The following is a 25691-nucleotide window of genomic DNA, read 5'->3' on the forward strand; positions in this document are numbered from 1 at the left end:
GGCTCCACGCGCGGCCGGCCGACTGGCCTTCCGCCTCTTCTGTACCCCGCCGAGGCCGCCAAAGCGAAACGGAAACGGTGAGACGGGAGAACAGGGGCTTCCGGCCAGGCTAAGGCAGGCGAGCCCGCGTGCGATTCCCTTCCCGTGTGGGAGCGTCCAGGCCTATGTCTTCGAACCGGAGGGGCGGGCGCCGACACGGACCGTGCTGCTGGTCCATGGCTGGACCGGCGATGCGGCCTCGATGGCGGGTTTCGTCGAGCCGCTGCTGGCGGCGGGCTTGCGGGTCGTCGCATTCGACCTGCCGGGCCATGGCGCCTCGACCGGCCGGGAGCTCAACATTCCGCTCGGCGTGGCGAGCCTTGCGGCGTTGGCGCGGGTGTTCGGCCCGTTCCAGGCGGTCGTCACCCATTCCTTCGGTGGTGCGATCACGCTCGCGGCGCTGGCGGGTTCGGTCAGGGGGCAGCCTGTGGTCAGTGCGGACAGGCTCGTGCTGATCTCGGCGCCATCCTCGATCACCCGGATCACCCGGCAGTTCGGCGATGCCATTGGCCTCGGGCGGCGCGGGCAGGCCGCGCTGGAACGGCGCATCCATGTCGTGGCCGGAAACCCGGTCGAGGCTTTCGAAGGTCCGCTCCAGCTCAAGGCGATCGGATTGCCGACGCTGGTGATCCATGACCGGCAGGATCGCGAGCTCGGCTTCCAGCATGCCGAGGCATTGGCCCAAGCCGGCACGTTCGTCAGGCTGGAGGCGACGGAAGGTCTCGGGCACCGCCGCATCCTGAAGGCACGGCCCGTAGCGGAGAGTGTCGCCCGCTTCGTGGCTGGCGAGGTCTAGCTCAGAGCCAGCCCATCAATTCGCGCTGGACGACCTCGGCGATGACGTCGATGCCTTCGGGGGAATCGTTGAGACAGGGCAGATAGGCGAATTTCTCGCCGCCATTATGCAGGAAGATCTCGCGGTTCTCGCCGTCGAGTTCCTCCAGCGTCTCCAGGCAGTCGGCCGCGAAGCCCGGCGCGACGATCGCCATCGACTTCTTTCCGGCCTGGGCGAGCGCCTTCACCGTCTCGTCGGTATAGGGCTGGAGCCATTCGTCCGGCCCGAAGCGCGACTGGAAGGTCAGCGGGAACTGCTCCTCGGTGAGGCCGAGCTCGGCGCGCAGCAGGCGCCAGGTCTTCACGCACTGGCAGTAATAGGGGTCGCCCTTCAGCAGGTATTCCTTCGGCATGCCGTGGAAGGAGCAGAGGATGACCTCGGGCGCGAAATCGAGCTTCGCCAGCGAGGCGCGCATCGAGCGGGCGAGCGCGCTGATATAGACGGGGTCGTCGTGATAGGGCGGGGCGACGCGCACCGAAGGCTGCCAGCGCATCTGCATCAGCGCGCGAAAAGCCTGGTCGCAGGCGGTGGCCGAGGTCGGCGCGGCATATTGCGGGTAGAGCGGCACCAGGAGGATGCGGTCGCAGCCCTGGTCGAGCAGGGCCTTCAGCCGGCTCTTCACATCGGGAAAGCCGTAGCGCATCGCCCAGTCGAAGACGACGCGTTCGCCGGCCAGCGGCTTCAGGCGCGCCGCGAGCTGCTCGGTCTGCGAGCGGGTGATGGTCTTGAGCGGACCCTCGTTGCGCTGGTTATTCCAGATCGAGGCGTAGTCCTTGCCTTTCCGGCCGGGCCGGGTCGACAGGATGATCAGGTTGAGGACAGGCCACCATTTCCAACGGGGCTCCTCGATGACACGGCGGTCGGAGAGGAATTCCTTGAGATAGGCACGCATCGGCCAATAGCCGGTGCCTTCCGGCGTGCCGAGATTCATCAGCAGCACGCCGATGCGGCCGTATTGCACCTTGGGATGGTCGGATGGCAGGGAAGCGGCCTTACGGGCCGGCACTGCGGCGATGTCAGCGGTCATGAACGCGTGCACTCCTCAGCGTCGTGATTTAGACGAGTTCGCGCTTTCGTCCAGCCTTGAAGCTTCTCGAATGGCAGGGGTGCGACACTGCTGACTGCAAGCGATGGCGTCGCGAGACCCCTCTGGTCAGCACATCGCTGCTCTTGCTAGTCTGGAGCCGTTCTCAGGACGTAGGGGCGCCCGCATGACGAAGCTCACCCGCCGCAAGGCTCTCGGCGTCCTGGCGGCGCCTGCCACGCTTGCCGCGACCGCGCCCGTGGCGATGGCCCAGCAGCCGGCGCCGAGCTTCACGCTGCTGCTCGTCAACGACATCTACAAGATGAGCGACGACAAGGGGCGCGGCGGTTTCGCGCGCGCCGCCGGCATCGCCAAGGCCGAGCGGGCCAAGGGCGTGCCGGTGCTGTTCTGCCATGCCGGCGATTGCTATTCGCCTTCGCTGATGTCGGGCTTCGACCAGGGCGCGCATATCGTCGCGATGCAGAACAAGATGGGCATCGACGTCTTCGTGCCCGGCAATCACGAATTCGATTTCGGCAAGGAGAACTATCTCAAGCTGACGGCGGCGCAGAATTACCCGACCTTCGCCGCCAACCTGCGCGACGCGGCCGGCAACATCCTGCCGCATCACAAGGATTCGCAGATCTTCGAGCTTGGCGGCGTCAAGGTCGGCGTCATCGGCACGGCCTTCGATCCGACGCCGCAGGTCTCGTTTCCGGGCGACCTCAAATTCTCCTCGACGATGGAAGCGCTGCGCCGCGAGGCCAAGGTGCTGAAGGGGCAGGGCGCCGACATCCTCGTCGCGGTCGTCCATGCCGACCGTGCCATGGACTACGAGATCGTCCGTTCGCGCGTGGTCGATATCGTGCTCACCGGCCACGACCATGATCTCGCCATCGCCTATGACGGCAAGGTGGTGATGGTCGAGTCGAACGAGGAGGGCAATTACGTCACCGCGATCGACATCGCCGTCAGCATTCGCGGCGAGGGCGCGGCCCGCCAGGTCTCGTGGACGCCGACCTTCCGGGTCAACGATTCCCGTTCGGCGACGCCCGATCCGGAGGTCGCGGCCATCGTGAAGGGCTATGAGGGCGAGCTGTCGAAGGAACTCGACGTCGATATCGCGACGCTGGCCGCGCCGCTCGATTCCCGCACCGGCGTCATCCGCACGCAGGAGACCGCGATCGGCAACCTGATCGCCGATGCGATCCGCGCCGCGACCGGCGCCCAGCTCGCCATCACCAATGCCGGCGGCATCCGCGCCAACAAGCAATATGCCGCCGGGCAGAAGCTGACGCGCCGCGACGTGCTGAGCGAGTTGCCCTTCGGCAATGCCACCGTGATGGTCGAGATCACCGGCAAGGACGTGAAGGATGCGATCGAGAACGGCTTGCGCGACGCACCGCAGGGCGCCGGGCGCTTCCCGGTGGTGTCGGGGCTGAAGTTCGAGGCCGATCTCAAGCAACCGCAGGGTTCGCGCGTCACCGCGATCACAGTCGACGGCAAGCCGATCGACCCTGCGGCCAAGTATACCGTGGCCTCCAACAACTTCATGCTGGAGGGCGGTGACGGCTATGCGGCGCTCGGCCGTGGCCGGACGCTGGTCGGCCTCACCGACGGCAAGCTCATGGCCAATGAAGTGATGGTCTATGTCCGCAGGCTCGGCACGGTCGATGCCAAGGTCGAGGGCCGGGCGGTCCTGAAGTGAGTTGCAGCGAGGCGCTCGCAGCCTTCCTGGCAAGCGGGAACTCGAAGGGTTGGCGCGAGCTACCGGTTTTTGTGTCGGGCGGGGCTACCGCGCGCGCCTGCGCCGCCGTCGATGCCGAGCGGATGGCCGGGCATGTCGTGGCGCCGGTTCCCGAGCGGGTCTTCGCTGCACTGGCACTCACGCCGCTCGAGACGGTCAGGGCGGTCATCCTCGGACAGGACCCCTATCCGACGCCGGGCCATGCCAACGGGCTCGCCTTCTCCTATGTCGGCCCGCCGCCGTTGCCGCGCTCCCTCGTCAACATCTACAAGGAGCGGGCGGAGGACCTGGCGGAGTTCGCGCCAGCCGATGGCGATCTGACCCGCTGGGCGAAGCAGGGCGTGCTGCTGCTCAACACCGCGCTGACGGTGCGAGAAGGGGCGAGCAAGGCCGGCTCGCATCTCTCGCTCGGCTGGGGGGCGGTGACCGATGCGGTGATCGCGGCGGTCTCGCGCCAGCGGCCGCATGTCGTTTTCCTGCTCTGGGGCAATCCGGCGCAGACGAAGCGGCCTCTGATCGACGAGAGCCGGCATCTGGTCATCGCCAGCGCCCACCCCTCGCCGCTGTCGGCGCGGCGGGGCTTCTTCGGCTCGAAGCCGTTCAGCCGCGCGAATGTCTGGTTGGAAGAGCGGGGCGAGAAGCCGATCGCGTGGTGATGCGCGACGTCACCCCACCGGCCGTTCGTCGGCAATGACCTTGCCGTCGTTCGGCAACGCGCCGAGCGGCAGGATCTCGACTGCGCCCTTCAGCTTGGTCACCTGCTGCAAGGTCGAGGACACCGCATCGACGAAGCCGGCAGGCTCGGCGTAGATCTCGGCCTTCAGCGTCATCGTATCGGTCTCGTTGGCGCGGCCGACGACGAGGCGGAGCTTTGCGATCTCGACATGGCGCTTGGCGATCTCGGCGACCTGCTCGGGCCGCACGAACATGCCCTTGACCTTGGCGGTCTGGTCGGCGCGGCCCATCCAGCCCTTGATTCGGGTGTTGCTGCGTCCGCAGGCGCTTTGGCCTGACAGGACGGCGGTGAGATCGCCGACGGCGAGCCTGATCTGCGGGTGATGCGGGTCGAGATTGGTGATCACGACCTCGCCGACCTCGCCTTCGGGAACCGGATCGCCGGTGCCCGGCCGGACGATCTCGACGATCAGGTTCTCGTTCAGCACCATGCCTTCGCGTGCCGAGGTCTCGTAGGCGATGACGCCGACATCGGCGGTGGCGTAGAGCTGGTAGGCGTCGATGCCGCGCTCCCTGACCCAGGCCTGCAGCGAGGGCGGAAAGGCGGCGCCGGAGACCACCGCGCGCTTGATCGAGGAGATGTCGACGCCGCGCGTCTCGGCTGCCTCGATCAGGATCTTCAGGAAATCGGGCGTGCCGACATAGGCGCTCGGCCGATAGGCGGAGATCACCTCCATCTGCTGCTCGGTATTGCCGGGGCCAGCCGGGATCACGGCGCAATGGAGCGCACGGGCGGCGGAATCCAGGATGAACCCGCCGGGCGTCAGGTGATAGCTCAGCGTGTTCAGCACGATGTCGCCCGGCCGGAAGCCGGCGGCATAGAGGCCGCGCGCAGCGCCCCAGGCGTCGGTCGCGGTGCCTTCAGGCTCGAAGATCGGGCCGGGAGAGGTGAAGAGCCGGCCGAAGGAGCCAGGCGCCACCGCGACGAAGCCGCCGAAGGGCAGGGCAGCCTTCTGAAGCGCGGGCAGTTCCGCCTTGCGCAGGATCGGCAGGCGGGCCAGCGTCTTGCGATCAGTGATCGCGGCGGGGTCGATGCCGGCAAGCCTGGTGGCATAGGCCGGCGCCTTCAAGGCCGCCGCGAGCACGGCCGGCAGGCGAGCGAAGAGATCGGCCTCGCGCGCGGCAGGCGAACGGGTTTCGAGCGCGTCGTGGTGCTCTGTCATGGCGGGGTCTCGTCTGTCGGGGTGCGGTGCCGGATCGCTTGTGGTCACGACAGCCAGCGCTTGCGGCGCTTGTAGCTCTTCACCTCGCGGAAGGATTTCTTGTTGCCCTCGGCGACGCCGAGATAGAATTCCTTCACGTCCTCGTTCTCGCGCAGCATCTTCGCCTCGCCGTCCATGACGACGCGGCCGGTCTCCATGATGTAGCCGTAGGTCGCGTAGCGCAGCGCCATGTTGGTGTTCTGCTCGGCAACGAGGAAGGAGACGCCCTCGTCGGCATTGAGCTGGCGCACGATCTCGAAGATCTCCTCGACGATCTGCGGGGCGAGGCCCATCGAGGGCTCGTCGAGCAGGATCATCTTGGGGTTCGACATCATCGCCCTGCCGATGGCGCACATCTGCTGCTCGCCGCCGGAGGTGTAGCCCGCCTGCGACGAGCGACGCTGCTTCAGGCGCGGGAACAGGGTGTAGATCTTCTCGAGGTCGCGCTTGATCGCGGCATTGCCGTCGCGGCGGGTGAAGGCGCCGGTTAGAAGGTTCTCTTCGATCGAGAGATGGCCGAAACAGTGCCGGCCTTCCATGACCTGGATGCAGCCGCGCCGGACCAGCTCGTTCGGGGACATCTTGTCGACGCGCTCGCCGTCGAAGACGATCGAGCCCTTGGTGACCTCGCCGCGCTCGGCCTTGAGCAGGTTGGAAATCGCCTTCAGCGTCGTGGTCTTGCCGGCGCCGTTGGCGCCGAGGATCGCGACGATGCCGGCGCGCGGCACGGTGAGCGAGACGCCCTTCAGCACCAGCACGACATGGTCGTAGATGACCTCGATATTGTTGAGCGACAGGATGGTGTCGCTCGCGGTCGCAGCTGCGGGCTTTTCGAGGGTGGCGGTCGACATCTCACGCTCCTTCCTTCTCCCCTCGGGGGAGAAGGTGGCCCGGCGTCAGCCGGGTCGGATGAGGGAAATGACGGATGAGAGCTGAGCAGGTCTGCCCTCATCCGTCTGCTTCGCAGACACCTTCTCCCCTGGAGGGGAGAAGGAAGAGCAGCGGCGGGGAGCCGCCGCCGGCTGCCGTCAGATCAGGACGACTTCTCGCAGGACTCGGTGCGCTTCGGCCAGTTGCCGGCCTTCTCGACATAGTCCTTGGCGTTGGCCTCGATCAGCGGCCGGACTTCGTCCTTGAGCGGTTCGATCCAGTCGCCCTTCTGGGTCCACTTGGTGCCGTCCCACTCGGCGACATAGGCCTTGTGGTGGCCGGAATGGTCGGTGCAGCCGATCTTCACCGGCGAGGCGAAGCCCGCCATACCGATCTCCTTGAGGCGCGCCTCGTCGACGTTCAGGCTCTCGAAGCCGCGGCGCATGTCCTCGGCGTTGACGACCTTCTTACCGGTCAGCTTCTGGGCGGTGCGCATCGCCTCGACGATCAGCATCGAGTTGTAGACGCCGCGATTATAGAGATTCTCGCCGACCTTCTCCTTCGGCGCCAGGCTCTTACCCTTTTCCACGACATGCTTGATGATGTCCTGGATCACGGGGAAGTTCGGGCCCGCGGCGTTGAAGTTCAGCGACTTGTAACCCTTGGCCTCGGGGCCGCCCGCACGAGCATCGTCGTCGCCGCCGGCCCACCAGACGCCGACCAGTTTGCTGACCGGGAAGTTGTTCTTGATCGCCTCCTTGACCGCAGTCGGGTTCATCGCACCCCAGCCCTGGTTGTAGAGGAAGTCCGGCCGGTCGCGACGGATCGAGAGCCAGAGCGAGCCCTGGTTCTGCATGTCGGCGGCGGCGACGGGATAGAGCTTCACCTCGAAGCCGTATTTCTTCGCGAGGTTCTCGAGCACCGGGATCGGCTCCTTGCCGAAGGGCGCGTCGAGATGGATCAGGCCGAGCTTCTTGCCCTTGAGCTTGTCCATGCCGCCGAGTTCGGCCGCCATGTGCTTCACCATCAGCGAGGCGCCGTCCCAATAGGTCAGCGGCGGGATGAAGACCCAGGGGAAGCTGGTGCCGTCGGCCGAGGCCGAGAGGCCATAGGCCATCGACAGGATCGGAATCTTGTCGACATGGGCGCGCGGGATCGCGGCCAGCGTCGCGCCGGTCGACCAGGGCGAGTAGACGATCGTGTTCTTCGACTTGGCCTGCTCGTAGCACTCGATCGACTTCTTGGTGTCGTAGCCGGTCTCGCACTCCTCGAAGTTGATCTTGACGCCGTTCACGCCGCCGTCGCGCTCGTTGATCATTGTCATGTAGTCGCGCATGCCGTCGCCGATCGGGATGCCGGAGCCCGAGAAGGGCCCGGTGCGATAGGCGTTGTTGGCGATGTAGACGCTGTCCTGCGCCGTGGCCGGCGCGATGGCCGCCGTTGACGCCAACAAGGCTCCGAGCGCGGCACCCTTCAACAGATTGCTGGTCTTCATGGACTTCCTCCGTTCGTTTCCTCCCGACCAGACTGCTGTCGGATCGGTCTTTATCCGCCGGCGCTTCAGTGTCGCCGGTCGTTTCTTGGGCTCGTCCCGCAGCCTCAGTACGGGAAAGGCCACGTCCGCAATTTCTGCTTCCCGATCTGCCAGAGCCGGGCGAGGCCGTGCGGCTCGACGATCAGGAAGATGATGATCAGCGCGCCGACCAGCATGAAGGTGACGTGCTCGGCGGCCGCGCCGGCAATCGGCACGCCGAGCGCCGGAAGCCCGAATTTCAGCGCCGTCGGCAGGATCGAAAGGAAGGCCGCGCCGAAGAAGGAGCCGATCAGGGAGCCAAGGCCGCCGATGATGACCATGAACAGGATGTTGAAGGACAGGCGGATCGAGAACACGTCCGCCGCCTCGCCGCCGCCGTACCAGAGGAAGATCATCATCGCGCCGGCGACGCCGCAGAAATAGGAGGAGACGGCGAAGGCGGCGAGCTTGGCGTTGAGCAGCTTGATGCCCATCAGCTCGGCGGCGATGTCCATGTCGCGCACCGCCATCCAGGAGCGGCCGAGCTTGCCGTGGACGATGTTGGAGGCGAACCAGGTCAACATCACGACGAGGCCGAGGCAGACGAAATAGCGGGTCTCCGGGGTCGCGGACGCGCCGGTCAGGGGAATGTCGAAGAGTGTGCGCTGCGGCACCTCGATCGCGCCCGAGGCGTTGTAGTTGAACAGCCAGGGCACGCGCACGAAGGCCCATTGCAGGAAGAATTGCGCGGCGAGCGTCGCGACTGCGAGATAGAAGCCCTTGATGCGCAGCGAGGGCAGGCCGAAGAGCACGCCGATGCCGGCCGAGAACAGCCCCGAGACGAGAATCAGGACGATGATGTTCACACCCGGGAAGAAGGTGGTGAGCTTGTAGCAGCTATAGGCGCCGACACCCATGAAGGCGGCGGTGCCGAGCGAGATCAGCCCGGTATAGCCGGTGAGGATGTTGAGCCCGATCGCCGCCAGCGAGAAGATCAGGAATGGGATCATCACCGAGGCGATGAAGAAGTCGCTGCCGAGGAAGGGGATCGCGACCAGCGCGATCGCCAGGATGACGGCAATGCCGATCCGGTCCTCCTTGAGCGGGAAGACCGCCATGTCGGCAGAGTAGCTGGATTTGTATTGGCCGGCCTCGCGGTAGAGCATGTCGTCCGGCTCCTCAGATACGTTCGATGATCTTGTCGCCGAACAGGCCCTGCGGCCGGAACAGCAGGAAGCCCAGGGCGATGAAATAAGCGAGCCAGCTCTCGATGCCGCCGCCGATCAGCGGGCCCCAGTAGAACTCGCCGAGCTTCTCGCCGATGCCGATGATCAGGCCGCCGACGATAGCGCCGGGGATCGAGGTGAAGCCGCCGAGGATCAGCACCGGGAGCGCTTTCAGCGCCACGATCTCCAGCGCGAAGGAGACGTCCGAGCGGGCGCCCCACATGATGCCGGTAATCAGCGCGACGATGCCGGCGGTGAACCAGACGATCACCCAGATCTGGTTGAGCGAGATGCCGACCGAGAGCGCGGCTTTGTGGCTGTCGGCGACGGCGCGCAGGGCCCTTCCGATGCGGGTGTACTGGAAGAAGGCGGCGAGCGCGGCGATCATCAGCGAGGCGATGACGGCGGCGGCGATGTCGATCTTCTGCAAGGACACCAGTCCGCCGAGGATCTGCAGGTCGACCGCACCCTTGGGCAGATAGAGCTGCTCCGCGATCATCTGCTTGGGATTGCCGCCGAAGAGCGATTCACCGAAGCCGATCAGGAAATAGGTGATGCCGAAGGTCGCCATGAACAGGATGATGTCGGGCTGGTTGACCAGCGGGCGCAGCACCACGCGCTCGATGGTGACGGCGAGCGCGAACATCACGCCGAGCGTCAGGATGACCGCGAGGAAGGCCGGAACGCCCTTCTCGTAGAGGCCGACCAGCGTCAGCGCCGCGAACACCACCATGATGCCCTGGGCGAAGTTGAACACGCCGGAGGCCTTGAAGATCAGTACGAAGCCGAGCGCGATCAGCGCATAGAGCACGCCGGAGACGAGCCCTTCCCAGACTGTCTGCACCAGCAGGTCGGGCGCTTGGACCATCTGCTGGAACGGATCGACGAAGATGGCGTAGAGCGTGTTGGTGGGGTCGAGCCGGACGCCGATCGCGAGCGCCGCAATGACGGCTGCGACGATCAGACCGGCCTTGACCAGCGGGTTGGCCAGGAGGTTCGGGGCGGGGCGGGTGGCGATGTCGCTCATGTCTCCACGCTCCTCAATGTGCCACGCCGAGATAGGCATCGATGACGCGCTGGTCGGCCTTGACCTCTTCTGGCGTGCCGTCGGCGATCTTGCGGCCGTATTCGAGCACGACGACGCGATCGGACAGGTCCATCACCACCCCCATGTCGTGCTCGATCAGCGCAATCGTGGTGCCGAACTGGTTGTTCACGTCGAGGATGAAGCGGCACATGTCCTCCTTCTCCTCGAGGTTCATGCCGGCCATCGGCTCGTCGAGCAGCAGGAGCTCCGGCTCCATGGCGAGCGCGCGTCCAAGCTCCACGCGCTTCTGCAGGCCGTAGGGCAGCTTGCCGACCGGCAATTTGCGGATGTGCTCGATCTGCAGGAAGTCGATGATGTCCTCGACGACGCGGCGATGCGCGATCTCCTCCTGCATCGCCGGGCCATGGCGCAGAACCTGCCAGAAGAAGCCCTTCTTCATCTTGAGCGTGCGGCCGGTCATGATGTTGTCGAGCGTCGACATGCCCTTGAACAGCGCGACGTTCTGGAAGGTGCGGGCGATGCCGCCGGCGGCGGCGCGATGCGGGCGCATCTTGGCGCGGCGCTCGCCCTTGAAGACGATCTGGCCTTCCTGCGGCTGGTAGAAGCCGTTGATGCAGTTGAGCATCGAGGTCTTGCCGGCGCCGTTCGGCCCGATGATGGCGCGGATCTCGCCCTTGCGGATGTCGAAGGAGACATCGGCGATCGCCTTCACGCCGCCGAAGCGCAGCGAGATGTTCTCGACAGAGAGCAGGACCTCGCCCTTGCCGCGGATGGGGGTGCCCGTCACGTTCATCGGCTCCGCGTTCATGCCGCCTTCGCCGGGGACGGCGCCTCCTGCCGGGCGACGGGATAGACCTTGGCGTCGCGCACCTTGACGCGTGCCGAGATCGCGCCCTTGCGGCCGTCCTCGAAGGTGACTTCTGTCGAGATATCGGCGGCTTCCGAGCCGTCATAGAGCGCCGTGACCAGCGGGGCGTAGCGCTCGGCGATGAAGCCGCGCCGGACCTTCTGGGTACGGGTCAATTCGCCATCGTCGGCGTCGAGTTCCTTGTGCAGGATCAGGAAGCGCTTGATTTGCGCGCCGCCCATCATCGGCTCGGAGGCGAGCGAGCGATTCACCTCGTCGACATGCTTGGCGATCATGTCATAGACGAGATCGTGGCCGGCGAGCTCCTGATAGGAGGCATAGACCACGTTGTTGCGCTCGGCCCAGTTGCCGACGGCGATCAGGTCGATGTTGAGCGCCACGGTCGCGTAATCGCGGCCCTGGCCGAAGGCGACGGCCTCCTTGATGTTCGGATAGAATTTCAGCTTGTTCTCGATGTATTTCGGCGGGAACAGCTCGCCATTCGCGAGCTTGCCGACATCCTTGGCGCGGTCGATGATCTTGAGATGGCCGCCTTCGTCGAAGAAGCCGGCATCGCCGGAGCGGACATAGCCGTCGGCGGTCATCGTCTCGGCGGTCTTGTCGGGGTCCTTGTAATAGCCGCCGAAGATCGAGGGCGAGCGGTAGAGCACCTCGCCATTGTCGTCGATGCGGATATCGACCATCGGCGCGGGCTTGCCGACGGTGTCGGCCTTGATCTCGCCGTTCGGCTGCATGGTGATGTAGACCCCGGCCTCGGTCTGGCCGTAGAGCTGCTTCAGGTTGATGCCGATCGAACGGTAGAAGCGGAAAAGCTCGGGGCCGATCGCCTCGCCGGCGGTGTAGCCGACCTTGATATTGGTCAGGCCGAAGCGGTTGCGTAGGGGCCCGTAGACCAGCCAGTCGCCGAGCTTGTAGAGCAGCCGGCCTTTCAGCGGCACGCTCTCGCCGTTCAGGATCTGCTCGCCATAGCGTTTCGCAACGTCAAGGAAATAGTGGAACATCTTGCGCTTGAGCGCGCCGGCATCCTCCATGCGCACCATGGTCACGGTCAGCATGTTCTCGAAGACGCGCGGCGGGGCGAAGGCGTAGGTCGTGCCGACCTCGCGGCGGTCGTCGATCACCGTGTCCGGGCTTTCCGGGCAGTTGACGCAGAAGCCGGCGAGCATCGCCTGCGCGTATGAAAAGACGTGGTCGCCGACCCAGGCGATCGGCAGGTAGGCAATGACCTCGTCGGTCTCGTTGAGCCCATCGAAGCCGCAGCCGATCTCGGCCGCGATCAGCACGTTGTAATGGCTGAGCATCACGCCCTTGGGCCGCCCGGTGGTGCCGGAGGTGTAGAGGATGATGCCGAGATCGGAGCCCTGGCCCTGATCCATCTCGTTGGCGAGCGCCGCCTGCGCCTGCGGGTCCTTCAGCGCCTTCGCGCCATCAGCGATCACCGTCTCGATGGCGTGGAGCTTGCTGTGGTCGTAGTCGCGCAAGCCGCGCGGCTCGTCATAGAGCATGTGCCGGAGATGCGGCAGGCGCTCAGTGATCGAGAGCAGCTTGTCGACCTGCTCCTGGTCTTGCACCACGGCGAAGACGGCTTCGGCATGATCGAGGACATAGGCCATCTCCTCGGCGACGCCATCGGCATAGACCGGCACGGGGATCGCGCCGATCCATTGCGCCGCGCACATCGACCAGTAGAGCCGCGGCCGGTTTTGGCCGATGATCGCGACCTTCTCGCCACGCTTCAGGCCGAGATCCTGCAGTCCCTTGGCGAAGTTGCGGACGTGTTCCGCGACTTCAGCCCAGTTCCAGGACTGCCAAATCCCGAGATCCTTATGGCGGAAGGCGACGCGCGAGGCGCGCTCCCGTGCATTGCGCAACAGCAATTTCGGAAAGGTATCCGCCTGGCCGGCGGCGCCGCTTGCCACGATTGCGTTCTCCCTGTCGAGCCGCCATGCGTCGTGGCGACTTCCGCGGGCCGGTTTCCGGCCTCGTTCTCATGCAAGACTTGCAGGCGGCCATTATCTTCGCAAGGACCCGCTTGACAGACAATTCGCCTTTTGGTGACTATCGTCCCGCCGAAGTCTGCTTTTCACGCAGATATGTTGCGTGATTTTTTCGCTTCGGCTCTGATTTTCCTCACGAATTTGGCAGATCGAATCGGTGGGCGGAACCGCGCCCGCGACGATGGCGGACCGACTCATGCTTCATCATCTGTCTTTCGGCGTTGCCGATATCGAGCGCGCCTGCGCCTTCTACGACGCGGTGCTGGCGCCGCTCGGCTATGTCAGGGTCTGGCAGGATCTGCGGCCGGGCGAAGCGGGGCAGGCGGTCGGCTACGGCCTGCCGGGCGGGGGAGACAAGCTCGCGCTTAAGCTGAGGCCGGAGGGACAGCGGCCGCCGGGTCCGGGCTTCCATCTCGCCTTTGCGGCGCCGGATCGTGCCGGTGTCGACCGGTTCCACGAGGCTGCGCTTCGGCATGGCGGGCGTGACAATGGCGCGCCGGGCCTGCGCGCGCATTACGGGCCGCATTACTACGCAGCTTTCGTGGTCGATCCCGACGGTTATGCCATCGAGGCGGTGTTCAACGAACCAGTGTAGCGTTTTCGCTTCCGGGACCTGCCGCGCGAAAGCATGAAAATGCCCGCCATCCTGGGGATGGCGGGCGATTGAACCGGAGCGGCGGTCGTTCAGAAGCGCTCGTAGTGGTTACGCCGATAGCCATGAGCCGGTGCCCAGGGCGGCGGGCCACCGTGGCGGCGGCCATAGCCGTAACCGCGATCATAGTCGCGGCCGTAGCGATCACGGCCATATCGCTCCTGCCGCTCCATGTTGCGCTCGATTTCCCACATGCGGTGCTCGCGGTTGTGGCGGGTGTATTCGGCGGGCAGGCGATCGAGAGCCTCGGCCTGCGGGAGTGTCACGGGCGCGGCTGCGGCAGGGGCTGCGGCGAACGCAGCGAGAACGAGGCCAGCGGCCATCAGAATTCCACGCATGGTCGTCTCCTTCTTTCGACGCGCGTCATCAGAGCATGGCCCGGTGCAATGCCATCTGAACGCAGGTGTTGGCTGCCGTTCATATTTGACGGCGCCCCTGTGTGGGCGACCGCTCCGACGCCGTGCCGGGATTCCGGGGCGCGACGCGGACTTTCGCCGGTTGGCATGGGTGGAGGGAACCGTACCAGCTTCCCGACAGGCGCCGGGCGGTATCCGACTGCGCGGCAGCGTATTCGGCGATCTGGTCGTTGACCCGTTTCACGAACAGGTCGAGGAGGCCAAACATGGCGGCGGTTCCTTTCTCAGCCAGGGCTGTTCGGGAGAAGGAACGCGCGAGAGGCGATTTGGTGCCGAGGCCCGCTCTTCACCCTTCGTAGCGGGCGAGCCGGTCGAGGTCGCGGATGGTGACGCTGCCATGGCCGAGCTCGATCAGGCCGAGATCGGCGAGCTTCGCCAGCCCCTGATTGGCCATCTGGCGCGAGATGCCCGCGAGCATGCCGAGTTCCTCCTGCGAGATCGCCAGGGTACGGCCGAGATCGGGATAGAGGATCGGGTTGAACAGCCAGGCGAGATTGCGGGCGAGGCGGCCGGTGGAATCAAGCGTGCGCTCGGTCTCGGCCAGAGAGATGAACTGGGCGAGGCGCTCGTTGAACTGGTGGACGAGGAAGCGGTTGAAGGCGGCCGAATGCTCGAACAGCCAGAGGAAGGTCGAGCGCCGCATCAAGGCAATTCGCGACTCGCGCAGCGCCACCAGCTCGTAGCGCCGCGCCTCGGCCTTGATCACGGTGCCCTCGCCGAACCAGGCGCCGGCACGCAGGCCGGCGAGGGTCGCCGATTTGCCGGTCTTCGAGGTCGTCGCCATCTTGACCAGCCCCTCGGCCACCCCGGTCCATGCCTCGAGCCGGTCGCCGACATGGCAGATCGAGGCCCCCTTGCCGTAGCTCTTGAACGAGATGCCGCGCCGCGCCTCCTCGAACTCGGCCTCGGACAGATCATGGGACCAGGAGGCGATGGCGCGCAGTTCCTCGGGGGTGATCAAGATGGCGGTTATCCGGGCAATGGAACGGTTCGCAGCAGTATGGGCTGCGACGGGGGCTGGGCTCAAGTTGAACCAAAGAGGCGCGCGTGAACGAGAGGGGCGCGGGAAACCCTCTCCCATAGGGAGAGGGCAGGGTGAGGGGTAGGTCCTCATGCGGTTTGCTGTGAGGTGGTCGCTGCGCAGCCGGGAGGTTGGCGCTTTGCTGGTCCAGGGGCCGACACCTCACCCCTGCCCCTCTCACTGATCTCGGCTGTTGCCGAGATCAGCATTCAAAATGTCGAAGTCGGCAACAGCCGACTTCGATGCAGGAGAGGGGTTCCCCGCGCCTTATTCTGCCGCCTGCGGCAACGCGGTTGAAGGCGATCCATCGCGCAGCTGCGCCAGCAGCGTCGCCTCCTCGGCCTTCGCCGCCTTGAGATGCCGCTCCTTGACATGGCCGAAGCCGCGGATCTTTTCAGGCGTCGCGGCCAGCGCCACGCAGAGCGGGTGGTTCTCCGCCGTGAGACGGGTCAGCAGCTCGTTCAACAGGGCCTCGTAATCCGCGATCAGCCGGCGCTCGGTGCGGCGCTCCTCGGTGTGGCCGAAGAGATCGAAGGCGGTGCCGCGCAGTCCCTTGAGCTTCGCCAACATCGAAAACGCGCCCATCATCCACGGACCGAAGCTCATTTTGCGCGGCAGGCCGGTGTTGGGATCGCGTCGTGCCAGCAGCGGCGGGGCGAGGTGGAACTCGTAGCGCAGCGGCTTGCCGTCGCTGGCCTCAGCCTCGAAGGTCGCCGTGACCTGCTTGCGGAAGGCGCCGTCGCTGTAGAGCCGGGCGACCTCGTATTCGTCCTTGTAGGCCATCAGTTTGAAGAGGTTGCGGGCGACGGCCTCGCTCAGCGCGCTCTGGCCGGGCATCACCGCTGCTTCTCGCGTCTGGGCGCGGGCGACGAGATGGCGATAGCGCGCCGCATAGGCCGCATTCTGATAGGCGGTCAGGAAGGCGACGCGGCGCTCGATGATCTCTTCCAGCGTCTGCGAGAGCCGGCGGGCCGGCGTCGCCGCCTTGCTCTGCGAGAGGAGGCCGGCAAGCGCTTCGGGATCATGCGCGGCGCGGCGGCCGAGCTCGAAGGCCTGCTTGTTCATGGCGACAGCCTCGCCGTTCAGCTCGATCGCCCTGATCAAGGCGTCGCGGGACAACGGGACCGCGCCGAGCTGCCAGGCATGGCCGAGCATGAACATGTTGGCGGCAATGGCATTGCCGAGGAAGGCGACGGCGGCGGCCGTCGCATCGATGAAATGCGTCTGATCGCGGCCGGCGGCCGAGAGGATCGCGCGCTTCAGGCGCTCGGTCGGCAGCGAGAAATCGGCATTGCGGGTGAAATCGCCCGGCAGACTCTCGGCCGTGTTGACGATCACGGTGCCACGCTCGGGCCGGATCGCGCCGAGCACCTTCTTCGAGCCGGTGACGGTGAGGTCGCAGCCCAGCACGAGATCGGCCTGTCCGGCGGTGACGCGGATGGCGTGGATGTCGTCCGGGTGCGGCGCGAGTTTCACATGGCTGAAGACCGCGCCGCCCTTCTGGGCGAGGCCGGCCATGTCGATCATGCCGCAGCCTTTGCCTTCGAGATGCGCGGCCATGCCGAGGATCGCGCCGATGGTGACGACGCCGGTGCCGCCGACGCCGGTGACGATCACCGCGAAGCTGCGATCGAGCGCCGGCACGATCGGCTCGGGCAATTTGACTTCACCGAGCGCCGAGGCGTCGAGCCGGAGCGGATCGGCCTTCTTCGGCTTCGCACCATGAACCGTGACGAAGGACGGGCAGAAGCCCTTCACGCAGGAAAAGTCCTTGTTGCAGTTCGACTGGTCGATCTGGCGCTTGCGGCCGAACTCGGTCTCCAGCGGTTGCACCGAAACGCAGTTCGACTGCACGCCGCAATCGCCGCAGCCCTCGCAGACCAGCTCATTGACGATCACGCGCTTGTCGGGATCGGGATAGGCCCCGCGCTTGCGGCGCCGGCGCTTCTCGGTGGCGCAGGTCTGGTCATAGAGCAGCAGCGAGACGCCGGAGACCCCGGCGAGCTCGCGCTGGACGGCGTCGAGGTCGTCGCGATGGTGGAGCGTGGTGCCGGCCGGCCATTGTGTGCCCGGCGGGTATTTGCCGGGATCGTCGCTGACGACGGCGATGCGGGCGACACCTTCGGCCGCAACTTGCCGCGCCATCTGGTCGGGCGAGAGATGGCCTTCGGCCTGCTGGCCGCCGGTCATGGCGACAGCGTCGTTATAGAGCAGCTTGTAGGTGATGGTGACGCCGGAGGCGACAGCCCAGCGGATCGCGAGCGAGCCGGAATGGGTATAGGTGCCGTCGCCGAGATTCTGGAAGACATGGCCGCGCTTCGAGAACGGCGCCTCGCCGACCCAGTTCGCGCCCTCGCCGCCCATCTGGGTGAAACCGGCGGTGTCGCGGTCCATCCACTGCACCATGTAATGGCAGCCGATGCCGGCATAGGCGCGCGAGCCCTCGGGCACTACGGTCGAGGAATTATGCGGGCAGCCCGAACAGAAATAGGGCGTGCGCCTGGCGATTTCCTGCGCCTCGGCGAGGCGGCCCTGCGCCGCAGCGATCTCCTCCAGCCGGGCGCGCAAGGCGGGATCGTCGTGATATTGCAGCAGGCGGCCGGCGAGCGCGATCGCGATGTCGTTGGGGTCGAGCGCGCCATGGACCGGGAAGAGCCAATCGCCCTTCTCGTCCTTCTTGCCGATCACCATCGGCTGGTGCTTGGCGCCGTAAAGCTCCTCGCGGACCTGGACCTCGATCAGCGAGCGCTTCTCCTCGACCACCATGATCAGGTCGAGCCCTTTGGCGAAGGCCTTGAGTTCGGCCGGATCGATCGGCCAGGGGCAGGCGAGTTTGAACAGGCGGATGCCCAGATTATTGGCGCGGACCTCGTCGATACCGAGATCGGCGAGCGCCTGCTGCACGTCGAGATAGGATTTGCCGACGGTGGCGATGCCGATGCGCGGCTTCTTCCCGCCCTGGGTGACGATGCGGTTCAGCTTGTTGGCGCGCAGATAGGCGAGCATCGCATCGCGCTTGTAGAGATGCATCCGGCGTTCCTGCTCGACGAAATCGAGCTCGCGGCGGATGGCGAGGCCGCCGGGCGGCGGGGTGTAATCCGTCGGCGTGACGATGGTGACGCGGTCGAGCGAACCATCGATGGAGGCGGTCGATTCGATGTTGTCCTTCACGCATTTGATGCCGACCCAGACCGAGGCGAAGCGCGAGAGCGCGAGGCCGTGCAGGCCGTAATCGATGATCTCCTGCACGCCGGCCGGGTTGAGGATCGGCATCATCCGGTCGACCAGTACGAATTCGGTCTGGTGGGCGTTGGTCGAGGATTCCGCCGTGTGATCGTCGCCCATCAGGCAGATCACGCCGCCCTTCGGATCGGTGCCGGCCATGTTGCCATGGCGGAGGACGTCGCCGGAGCGATCGACGCCCGGCCCCTTGCCGTACCAGAGCGCGAAGACGCCGTCGTGCTTGCCCTCGCCGCTCAAGCCAGCCTGCTGCGTGCCCCAGATCGCGGTGGCGGCAAGGTCCTCGTTGAGGCCGGGCTGGAAGACGATGTTCGCGGCCTTGAGGGGCTTGGACGCCCGCATCAGCTGCTGGTCGAGCCCGCCGAGCGGAGAGCCGCGATAACCGGAGACGAAGCCGGCGGTGTCGAGCCCGGCCTGCCGATCGCGCTCCTGCTGCATCAGCAGCATGCGGGCGACGGCCTGCGTGCCGGTGAGAAAGACCTCGCTCTTGCCGAGATCGTATTTGTCGTCGAGAGCGACGCTGCGCAGCGCCCCCGCCTCGGTGCCGGATTTCCGTGGTGTCTCGGCCATGCTCGGCCTCCCGGATCATCGTTCCCGCCGACGGGCCGGTGGTCCCGGCCTCATGCTTCACCGCCTCCGGTCGATATGTCAGCAAGGCTGACATATCGACCGGAGGCGGTCAATCATTCTGGTATCATTCCAGTTTTCGGGGCCGGGTCCAGAGATTTGCGAGCGTGGCCGGTACGCGCCACGCGAGAGGCGCCGCGATTTGGCCCTGTTTGGCGGGAATGGCTGTCGCGGTGATCGAACGCGGCGAAGCGCCCGTTGACGATCGCTTCACCATGATCCACGCAAGCGGGATCACGGAGGGCTCGCCTTTGACGCGACACGCGCATCTCATGGCCTTGTCGGGGCTCCTGCTGGCGGCCATCGCGGCCGGGCCGGCGGCTGCGCATCCGCATGTCTTCGTCACGGCCAAGGCGGAGATCGTCTTCGCGGCCGACGGTTCGGTGCAGGCGATCCGGAACCGCTGGAGCTTCGACGAGGCCTATTCGGCCTATATCACGCAAGGCCTCGACAAGAACGGCGACGGCAAGCTGACCTCGGACGAGCTCGCCGAACTGGCCAAGATCAATGTCGAATCGCTGCCCGATGTCGAATTCTTTACGGCCGCCAAGCTCAACGGCCGCAAGCAGGAGTTCGGCACGCCGGGCGAGCAGGTCATGAGCTATGACAACAAGGTGCTGACGCTGGTCTTCACGCTGCCATTGAAGACCCCAGCGAAGGTTCGCTCCTTCGGCATCGAGATCGGCGACCCCACCTATTTCGTCGCCTTCAACATCGTCGATGAGCCCGATGCGGTCGTGACCAAGGGGGCGCCGCAGGGCTGCGTCGTGCGGGTCAATCGCCCGCCCAAGCTCGACGACGCCACGCAGAAGCGCCTTGCCGAAGCCGATATCACCGCGACGCCCGATGTCAGCGGGCTCGAGATCGTGACGCGGGCGCTGGTGGCATGTCCGTGACATCCGTCGAGACAGCACGCCCCGCCGGAGCCACGCTGTCGCGACGCCTGATCGTTTGCGCGCTGGCGCTGCTGCTGGTCGGGGGCGTGGTTGCCCTGATCGCGTTCCTGATTGCGAGCGTCAGCCCGCCGCCTCCGCCTCCGCCGCGCAATCCCTTCGGCACGGCCCTGCCGCGCGAGGCGATGCCGTCGACGACCGGGTTCGGCGCGGTGCTGATCGCCTGGCAGTCGAGCTTCTATCGTGAGCTGACGGCGACGCTGAAGGCGATCGCGACCGCGCCTGGTGCGCTTTGGGGGCTGCTTGGGCTCTCCTTCGGCTATGGCGTCTTCCATGCGGCGGGGCCGGGCCATGGCAAGGCGGTGATCTCCGGCTATATCGTCGCCGACAATCGCAGCCTGAAGCGGGGCCTGGGCCTCAGCTTCGCCGCGGCGTTCCTGCAGGCGCTGGTTGCGATCGCGATCGTCACGGTGGCGACCCTGCTGTTGCGGGTGACCGCGATGCAGATGAACGCCGCGACGACCGTGATCGAGCAGGGCAGTTTCCTCTTAGTCGCGCTCGTCGGGCTGCTGATGCTCTGGCGCAAGGCGGGCGCGCTGGTCCGGTTGGAAGCCGGCGGGGCGCATGATCCAGCGGCTTGCGACCATGTCCATATGCCCGATGCCGAACAGGTCTCGCGGCTCGCCGGCTGGCGCGACATGGCCGGGGTCGTCGTCGCGGCCGGCGCGCGGCCCTGCGCGGGGGCGCTGATCATCCTCGTCTTCGCCAATGCGCAGGGCCTGTTCTGGGCCGGCATCGCCGCGACCTTCGCCATGGCCTTGGGGACGGCGATCACGACCGGGGCGCTCGCGGCCTTCGCCGTGTTCTTCAAGTTCGCGGCGCTGAAATTGGCCGGCGGCGGCAGCCTGCGCTCGGCGCGATGGATCGCCGGGCTTGAATTGCTGGCGGCCGCCTTCGTCGCCGTGCTCGGTGCGGCGCTGTTCACCGGCCTCTGGATCGGCGGGGCGGGGAGCTAGCGCACGCCAACCTGGCACGGAAGCACGCCGTCATCCCGGACAAGCGGTGAAGCCGCGCAGATCCGGGATTCATCGTAGCATGCGAAGCCCTCCGATGGATCCCGGGGCAAGCCCGGGATGACGGCAGAGGTTCTCGCGCACTTGGCGGTTACCGCAGCGGATCGTTCTCCAGCAGGATCGGCTTGCCATGCGGCGTCGCTTCGGCGGCGCGGGCCCATGAGGCGGCGAGCGCGTCGACGCCGTCATGGGAGGTCAGCCCCTTCGCGATCAGGATATGCTCCAGCGCCTCGCACCAGCGCTCGTAATAGTCCGAGCCGTCCTTGCAGCCGCCGGCCGCGAGCGCCTCGCGGATTTCGGCGCCGAGCGCCTGCGCCCATTCATCGGCGGTGAAGACGCCCTTGTTCTGGAGTTCGACAACCAGCGCGAAGGCCTGCGCCTGCCAGGGCTCGGCGAAGATCGGGCCTTCGGTGTCGCGCGGGATCGGCGTATCGGCGGCGAGCGCTGCCGCGAGATCGGTCTCAGGCCGGCTCAAGATAGCTCTCCCAGGCCTCGATGCTGACGGTGGAGGTCGGGTCGGCATCGCGGCCCCAGAGCTCGTGGCCGTCGAAGACCACCGTGTAGAGCCATTGCGCCGTCTCGGGCTGCCCTTGCGCACCCGTATCCGGGAAGACGTGGCAGCCGACGATGCGCTCGACCGTGCCGGTCTTGCCGCGGGCATAGCGCGGCAGGCGGGTGTGGTGCTGCGGGTGCATCACGATGGTGCGGACCTTGTCGCCGATGGCGAAGCGGGCCGGGACTTTGGCCTCGCGCTCATAGGGGAAGCCGCGCCGCAGCACGCCCGCGACCTCCTCGCCCTTGAGCACGCGCTTGGGCTCGCGGCGTTCGGGCGCCGGCTTGCCGCTGGCGAGTTCGTCCGCGCTCAGGAAGCCGTGCTTGACCAGCACCTTGTCGAGCGCGGCGAGCCAGATCTCGTAATAGGTCGATGAGAGGTACTGGGCCGGCGGCAGGCTCTCGCGGGCATGGCGGATCTCGTCGATGGTCCAGGCGCCCATCGCGCCGGCCGCGACATTGATCGCGAGCACGCGCTTCTCCCAGTCGCCATGGAAGACCGGCTCGTTCGGCTCGGGAACGACCGGGCCGAAGGCCATCTGGCCGCCGAGGTCGTGGGCGCTGTTCATGCCGCGTCCTCCACCTTCGGCAAACCGGTGCCGATCATCGAATCGCGCGAGACGATGCTGGCCAGTTTTTCCTCGCTCCAGCCCTCGGTGCCGGCAGGCCGCATCGGGATGACGATGAAGCGGGTCTCGGCGGTCGAGTCCCAGACGCGGACGCGCTGGCTCTCCGGCAGCGTCACGCCGAAATCGGCAATGGTACCGCGCGGGTCGATCACCGCCTTGGCGCGATAGGGCGGGGATTTGTACCAGACCGGGGGCAGCCCCAGCACCGGCCACGGATAGCAGGAGCAGAGCGTGCAGACGATGAGATTGTGCTGCTCCGGCGTGTTGAAGCAGGCGACGATATGCTCGCCGCCGCGCCCGCCATAGCCGATTTCGGCGACCGCCGCGGTGCCGTCCGCCTTCAGCCGCTCGGCGAAGGCCGGGTCGGTCCAGGCCTTGGCGACGATGCGGGCGCCGTCGCGCGGACCGATCTTCGTCTCATAGGTGTCGATGATCGCGTCGAGCGCGGCGGGATCGACATAACCCTTCTGGACCATCAGCGTTTCCAGCGCCTTCACCCGCGCTTCGATCGCGGTGAAGTGGTTGTCGTGATGGTGGTCGTGATCGTGGTGGTGATGTCCGCTCATGGCGGTCTCCTCTCAGGCGATCCGGATGCGGGCGGCGCGCTCATAGCGCACCGCGAAGGCGACGAGCGAGCGGTCGGAACCCTTCGGCCCGATCAGCGACAGGCCGAGCGGAGCGCCCTCGCGCTGCGCGACGGGAATCGTGACCTGCGGGAAGCCGGAGAGCCCTGCGAGGCAGAGCAGGCGCAGTGCCCGGTTGCGGAAATCCTCCAGCTCGGACTCCTTCGCCGCGATCAGCGGAGCGACGTCGGGCATGGTCGGCAGGATCAGCACGCCGTCCTGTCCGAGCAGGCGCGAGAGCTTGGTGCGCAAGGATTTTCGCGTGGACTCGCCCCTGGCGTATTCGGCGTCGGTCACCGCCTTCGAGAAGGCGAAGCGCTCCTTCACGCCCGGCCCGAGCGGCGGGTTGAAGCGCTCGATCATCGGCCCGTCGGACAGCCAGGCTTCGCGGCCCTGGATCCAGCGGAAGGCCCAATACAGAGCGTCGAGATCGCGAACGAGCTTGACGCCCTCGGGCTGGCCGAGCGTGGTGGCCGTGCGTTGCACGACATTACGCAGGATCGTCTCCGCCTCGGGTACGGCCTGGGCAAACATGTCGTCGGCCATCAGGAGGCGCGGGGTTTCCGGGAGTTCGGTCTTGTCCGGGCCGAACAGGACATTGGCGACGCGGGCGAAGATGTCGCCGTCGCGGGCAAACCAGCCGGGCGTGTCCAGGCTTTCCGCCAGCGGCCAGGTCCGCTTCAGCGAGAGCCGGCCATGGCTCGGCCGGATGCCGAAAAGGCCGCCATAGCTTGCCGGCGCGCGCACCGAGCCGCCGGTGTCGGAGCCCAATGCGATATCGGCAAGGCGCCCTGCCACCGCCGCCATCGAGCCGCAGGAGGAGCCGCCGGTGATGCGATCCGGCGCGGCCGGGTTAATCGGCGAGCCGAAATGCGCGTTCTGGCCGTTGAGCGAGAAGGCGAGCTCGTCGGTATGGGTCTTGCCGACGAAGCGGGCGCCGGCCTGGAGCAGGTCCTTCACGATCGGCGCTGTCTTGGTCTTGATGCCGGACTGCGCCAGCACCAGCGGCGAGCCCGCCCCGGTCGGATAGCCCTTGATGTCGAAGAGGTCCTTCACCGCCAGCGTCAAACCGGCGAGCGGGCCGGCGACGGCGTGCTTCACGGGCGCGTCGGGATAGGGGAGGAAGCAGCGGAACGGATCGTCGAAAGTCATCTGGCGTCAGATCCCCCTGGAATCGCCGTCGGAACGCGGATCATGCACGGCCTCGACCTGACCCTTGGCGTGCTTCACCAGCATGCCGGCATGGCCGAAGCCCTCGCAATAGGCACGGCCGCTCTCCTCGACCGGGTGCCCGGCGGCATCGAGCCGCTCCAGCAGCGAGGGGTCGAAGCGGTTCTCGCATGTGAGGCTGGTCGAGCCGGTGCCCCAGGTCTTGCCGAAGAGCCAGCGCGGCGCGTCGACCGCCGTTGCGAGATTCTGGCCGGCGCGATAGCGCGACAGGATCTGCGCCTGGAATTGCGGCTGGCCATCGCCGCCCGCTGCTCCATAGGGCACGATGCGGTCGTCATCGAAGCGGGCGAGGGCCGGGTTCAGCCTGTGGAAGGGCTTGCGGCCGGGCGCCAGCGGATTGACCGCATCCCGGTCCAGCGAGAAGGAGGCGCCGCGGCTTTGCCAGTGGATGCCGGTTGCGGGCAGGACGCAGCCCGAGCCATAGGCCCGGCCGTTCGACTGGACATAGGAGACGGCGAGGCCCTTGCCGTCGATCGCACCCATCCAGACGGCGGCGCCATCGTCATCGGCCTCGCGCAGCGGGAGTTTTGCCGCCCGTTTCCCGTCGATCGCGGTTGCCTCGCGCATCAGCGCGGCGCCGCTCAGGAATTCGGCGGGCGGGCGGGAAAGATGGGTGGGGTCGGCGATATAGCGGTCGCGGATGGCGAAGGCGCGTTTTGTCGCCTCGATCAGCCCGTGATGATGCTCGAAACTGTCGAGCCGCGCCTCGTCTCGCCGTTCGACGATGCCGAGGATCAACAGCGAGGCCAGTCCCTGCGTCGGTGGCGGTAGGTTGGCAACGGTGAGGCCGGGGAGCTTCAGCGTGAGCGGCGCGACCGAACGCGCATTATAGCGTTCGAGATCGGTGCGGGTGACAGGCGCGCCGATGCGCTCGAGATCGGCGGCGATCTCGCGGGCGATATCGCCGCGGTAGAAGTCGTCGAGCCCGGCATGGGCGAGTTGCTCCAGCGCAGCGCCGAGAGGCTCAGGCCTGCGGCGAGCGCCGGGCTTGGGCGGATCGCCATCGATCCAGAAACTGGAGGCGAAACCGGGTGCGGCTTTCAAGGCCTCCAGCTCGTCGGGCCGTTTGCGACGCTCGGAATCCGAAACCGCATAGCCTTCCCGGCAATGGCCGATCGCATCGGTCAGCAGCTCGCGCCGCGGCATGCGACCGCCAAGGGCGCGTGACAGTTCAAGGGCGAGCTGCCAGCCCGCGACGACCCCCGCGACGGTGAGCGCCGCTTCCGGTCCGTGTGCGGGCAGGATGTCATAGCCCTTGCCGCGATAGCGCTCGATCGTCGCGAGAGCGCCTGCCGGGCCGCAGGCTTCGATGCCGTGCAGGCGGCCGCCGGGTTCGTGCACCAGCCAGAAGCCGTCGCCGCCGATGCCATTCGTATGCGGGTAGACCACGGCGATCGTCGCTGCCATCGCGACCATGGCCTCGATCGCATTGCCGCCTTCGGCCAGAATGGCCCGGCCCGCCTCGGAGGCGAGGCGATGGGGGGCCGCCACGGCGGCGGAAGCGAAGACAGGCGTATCCAGCATCGGGACTTTTCAAGCGCGGAGATCGTGCCCATCTGCACGAAGGGCGCGAATTTGTTGCATGGGGCGGCAAGCTCCGCTAGGTGCGTGGGGCGCATGGCCGCGCAACG

Annotated in this window: 22 protein-coding genes; 6 read left to right on the plus strand and 16 right to left on the minus strand. The window is 66.7% G+C overall.

Annotated elements, in window-relative coordinates; all coding sequences use genetic code 11:
- The first annotated feature begins 202 nt into the window (after positions 1-202).
- Positions 203-835: an alpha/beta fold hydrolase gene (locus AC6RIC_RS03105; RefSeq protein ID WP_499735059.1), complete on the plus strand. Its 633-nt coding sequence runs from the start codon at positions 203-205 to the stop codon at positions 833-835.
- 1 nt (position 836) lies between these two features.
- On the opposite strand, the gene hemH is transcribed toward AC6RIC_RS03105, so the two are convergent.
- A complete protein-coding gene (gene hemH / locus AC6RIC_RS03110; RefSeq protein ID WP_499735060.1) occupies positions 837-1901 on the minus strand; it encodes a ferrochelatase in 1065 nt (354 codons plus the stop codon).
- A gap of 184 nt (positions 1902-2085) precedes the next feature.
- On the opposite strand from hemH, the gene AC6RIC_RS03115 reads away from it, so the two are divergent.
- Both AC6RIC_RS03115 and ung read left to right on the plus strand, forming a co-directional pair.
- The gene (locus AC6RIC_RS03115) at positions 2086-3606 is read left to right on the plus strand and encodes a bifunctional metallophosphatase/5'-nucleotidase (RefSeq protein WP_454654659.1); all 1521 of its coding nucleotides are present in this window, start codon (positions 2086-2088) and stop codon (positions 3604-3606) included.
- A gap of 71 nt (positions 3607-3677) precedes the next feature.
- On the plus strand, positions 3678-4301 hold the full coding sequence (gene ung, locus AC6RIC_RS03120; protein WP_499735061.1) for a uracil-DNA glycosylase: 624 nt from the start codon (positions 3678-3680) through the stop codon (positions 4299-4301).
- A gap of 9 nt (positions 4302-4310) precedes the next feature.
- Here ung and AC6RIC_RS03125 read toward each other — a convergent pair whose 3' ends face one another.
- The 7 genes from AC6RIC_RS03125 to AC6RIC_RS03155 all read right to left on the minus strand — a co-directional run bounded on the left by AC6RIC_RS03125 (position 4311) and on the right by AC6RIC_RS03155 (position 13029).
- Positions 4311-5543: a phenylacetate--CoA ligase family protein gene (locus tag AC6RIC_RS03125; RefSeq protein ID WP_499735062.1), complete on the minus strand. Its 1233-nt coding sequence runs from the start codon at positions 5541-5543 to the stop codon at positions 4311-4313.
- A gap of 44 nt (positions 5544-5587) precedes the next feature.
- On the minus strand, positions 5588-6433 hold the full coding sequence (locus tag AC6RIC_RS03130; RefSeq protein ID WP_499735063.1) for an ABC transporter ATP-binding protein: 846 nt from the start codon (positions 6431-6433) through the stop codon (positions 5588-5590).
- A gap of 182 nt (positions 6434-6615) precedes the next feature.
- Positions 6616-7947, minus strand: a complete 1332-nt coding sequence (locus AC6RIC_RS03135) for an ABC transporter substrate-binding protein (RefSeq protein WP_499735064.1) — start codon at positions 7945-7947, stop codon at positions 6616-6618.
- Between the two features lie 104 nt (positions 7948-8051).
- Positions 8052-9131, minus strand: a complete 1080-nt coding sequence (locus AC6RIC_RS03140; protein ID WP_499735065.1) for a branched-chain amino acid ABC transporter permease — start codon at positions 9129-9131, stop codon at positions 8052-8054.
- Between the two features lie 13 nt (positions 9132-9144).
- Positions 9145-10059: a branched-chain amino acid ABC transporter permease gene (locus AC6RIC_RS03145; RefSeq protein ID WP_454658924.1), complete on the minus strand. Its 915-nt coding sequence runs from the start codon at positions 10057-10059 to the stop codon at positions 9145-9147.
- Positions 10060-10231: 172 nt separating this feature from the next.
- Positions 10232-11032, minus strand: a complete 801-nt coding sequence (locus tag AC6RIC_RS03150; RefSeq protein ID WP_499736546.1) for an ABC transporter ATP-binding protein — start codon at positions 11030-11032, stop codon at positions 10232-10234.
- An 11-nt stretch (positions 11033-11043) separates the two neighbouring features.
- Positions 11044-13029, minus strand: coding sequence for an AMP-dependent synthetase/ligase (locus AC6RIC_RS03155; protein ID WP_499736547.1), 1986 nt, complete (start codon positions 13027-13029; stop codon positions 11044-11046).
- Positions 13030-13300: 271 nt separating this feature from the next.
- Here AC6RIC_RS03155 and AC6RIC_RS03160 point away from each other — a divergent pair, with 271 nt between their 5' ends.
- Complete coding sequence (locus tag AC6RIC_RS03160; protein WP_499735066.1) at positions 13301-13699, plus strand: VOC family protein; 399 nt, start codon at positions 13301-13303, stop codon at positions 13697-13699.
- Between the two features lie 89 nt (positions 13700-13788).
- Here the strand turns inward: AC6RIC_RS03160 and AC6RIC_RS03165 are convergent, their stop codons facing one another.
- The 3 genes from AC6RIC_RS03165 to AC6RIC_RS03175 all read right to left on the minus strand — a co-directional run bounded on the left by AC6RIC_RS03165 (position 13789) and on the right by AC6RIC_RS03175 (position 19003).
- Positions 13789-14094, minus strand: coding sequence for a hypothetical protein (locus tag AC6RIC_RS03165; RefSeq protein WP_499735067.1), 306 nt, complete (start codon positions 14092-14094; stop codon positions 13789-13791).
- A gap of 364 nt (positions 14095-14458) precedes the next feature.
- Positions 14459-15133, minus strand: coding sequence for a Crp/Fnr family transcriptional regulator (locus AC6RIC_RS03170; protein ID WP_454654673.1), 675 nt, complete (start codon positions 15131-15133; stop codon positions 14459-14461).
- A gap of 327 nt (positions 15134-15460) precedes the next feature.
- Positions 15461-19003 (minus strand): indolepyruvate ferredoxin oxidoreductase family protein, encoded by a 3543-nt coding sequence (locus tag AC6RIC_RS03175; protein WP_499735068.1) that lies wholly within the window; start codon positions 19001-19003, stop codon positions 15461-15463.
- Between the two features lie 308 nt (positions 19004-19311).
- On the opposite strand from AC6RIC_RS03175, the gene AC6RIC_RS03180 reads away from it, so the two are divergent.
- Positions 19312-19956, plus strand: coding sequence for a DUF1007 family protein (locus tag AC6RIC_RS03180; RefSeq protein WP_499735069.1), 645 nt, complete (start codon positions 19312-19314; stop codon positions 19954-19956).
- On the plus strand, positions 19947-20969 hold the full coding sequence (locus AC6RIC_RS03185) for a nickel/cobalt transporter (protein WP_499735070.1): 1023 nt from the start codon (positions 19947-19949) through the stop codon (positions 20967-20969). Before AC6RIC_RS03180 ends, AC6RIC_RS03185 begins: the two co-directional genes overlap by 10 nt.
- A 148-nt stretch (positions 20970-21117) precedes the next feature.
- On the opposite strand, the gene AC6RIC_RS03190 is transcribed toward AC6RIC_RS03185, so the two are convergent.
- The 5 genes from AC6RIC_RS03190 to AC6RIC_RS03210 are packed head-to-tail and all read right to left on the minus strand — an operon-like array spanning position 21118 to position 25584.
- Positions 21118-21501, minus strand: coding sequence for a nitrile hydratase accessory protein (locus AC6RIC_RS03190; RefSeq protein WP_499735071.1), 384 nt, complete (start codon positions 21499-21501; stop codon positions 21118-21120).
- Positions 21488-22147 carry a nitrile hydratase subunit beta gene (nthB, locus tag AC6RIC_RS03195; protein WP_499735072.1) on the minus strand — a complete coding sequence of 220 codons (660 nt, stop codon included), beginning with the start codon at positions 22145-22147 and terminating at the stop codon, positions 21488-21490. Before nthB ends, AC6RIC_RS03190 begins: the two co-directional genes overlap by 14 nt.
- Entirely contained in the window at positions 22144-22773 is a 630-nt protein-coding gene (gene nthA, locus AC6RIC_RS03200) for a nitrile hydratase subunit alpha (RefSeq protein ID WP_454654681.1), read from the minus strand. Before nthA ends, nthB begins: the two co-directional genes overlap by 4 nt.
- A gap of 12 nt (positions 22774-22785) precedes the next feature.
- Positions 22786-23982 carry an amidase gene (locus AC6RIC_RS03205; RefSeq protein ID WP_454654683.1) on the minus strand — a complete coding sequence of 399 codons (1197 nt, stop codon included), beginning with the start codon at positions 23980-23982 and terminating at the stop codon, positions 22786-22788.
- Positions 23983-23988: 6 nt separating this feature from the next.
- Positions 23989-25584, minus strand: coding sequence for a gamma-glutamyltransferase family protein (locus AC6RIC_RS03210; RefSeq protein WP_499735073.1), 1596 nt, complete (start codon positions 25582-25584; stop codon positions 23989-23991).
- Between the last annotated feature and the right edge of the window lie 107 nt (positions 25585-25691).

The sequence above is a fragment of the Allobosea sp. TBD101 genome (genome assembly GCF_059817965.1).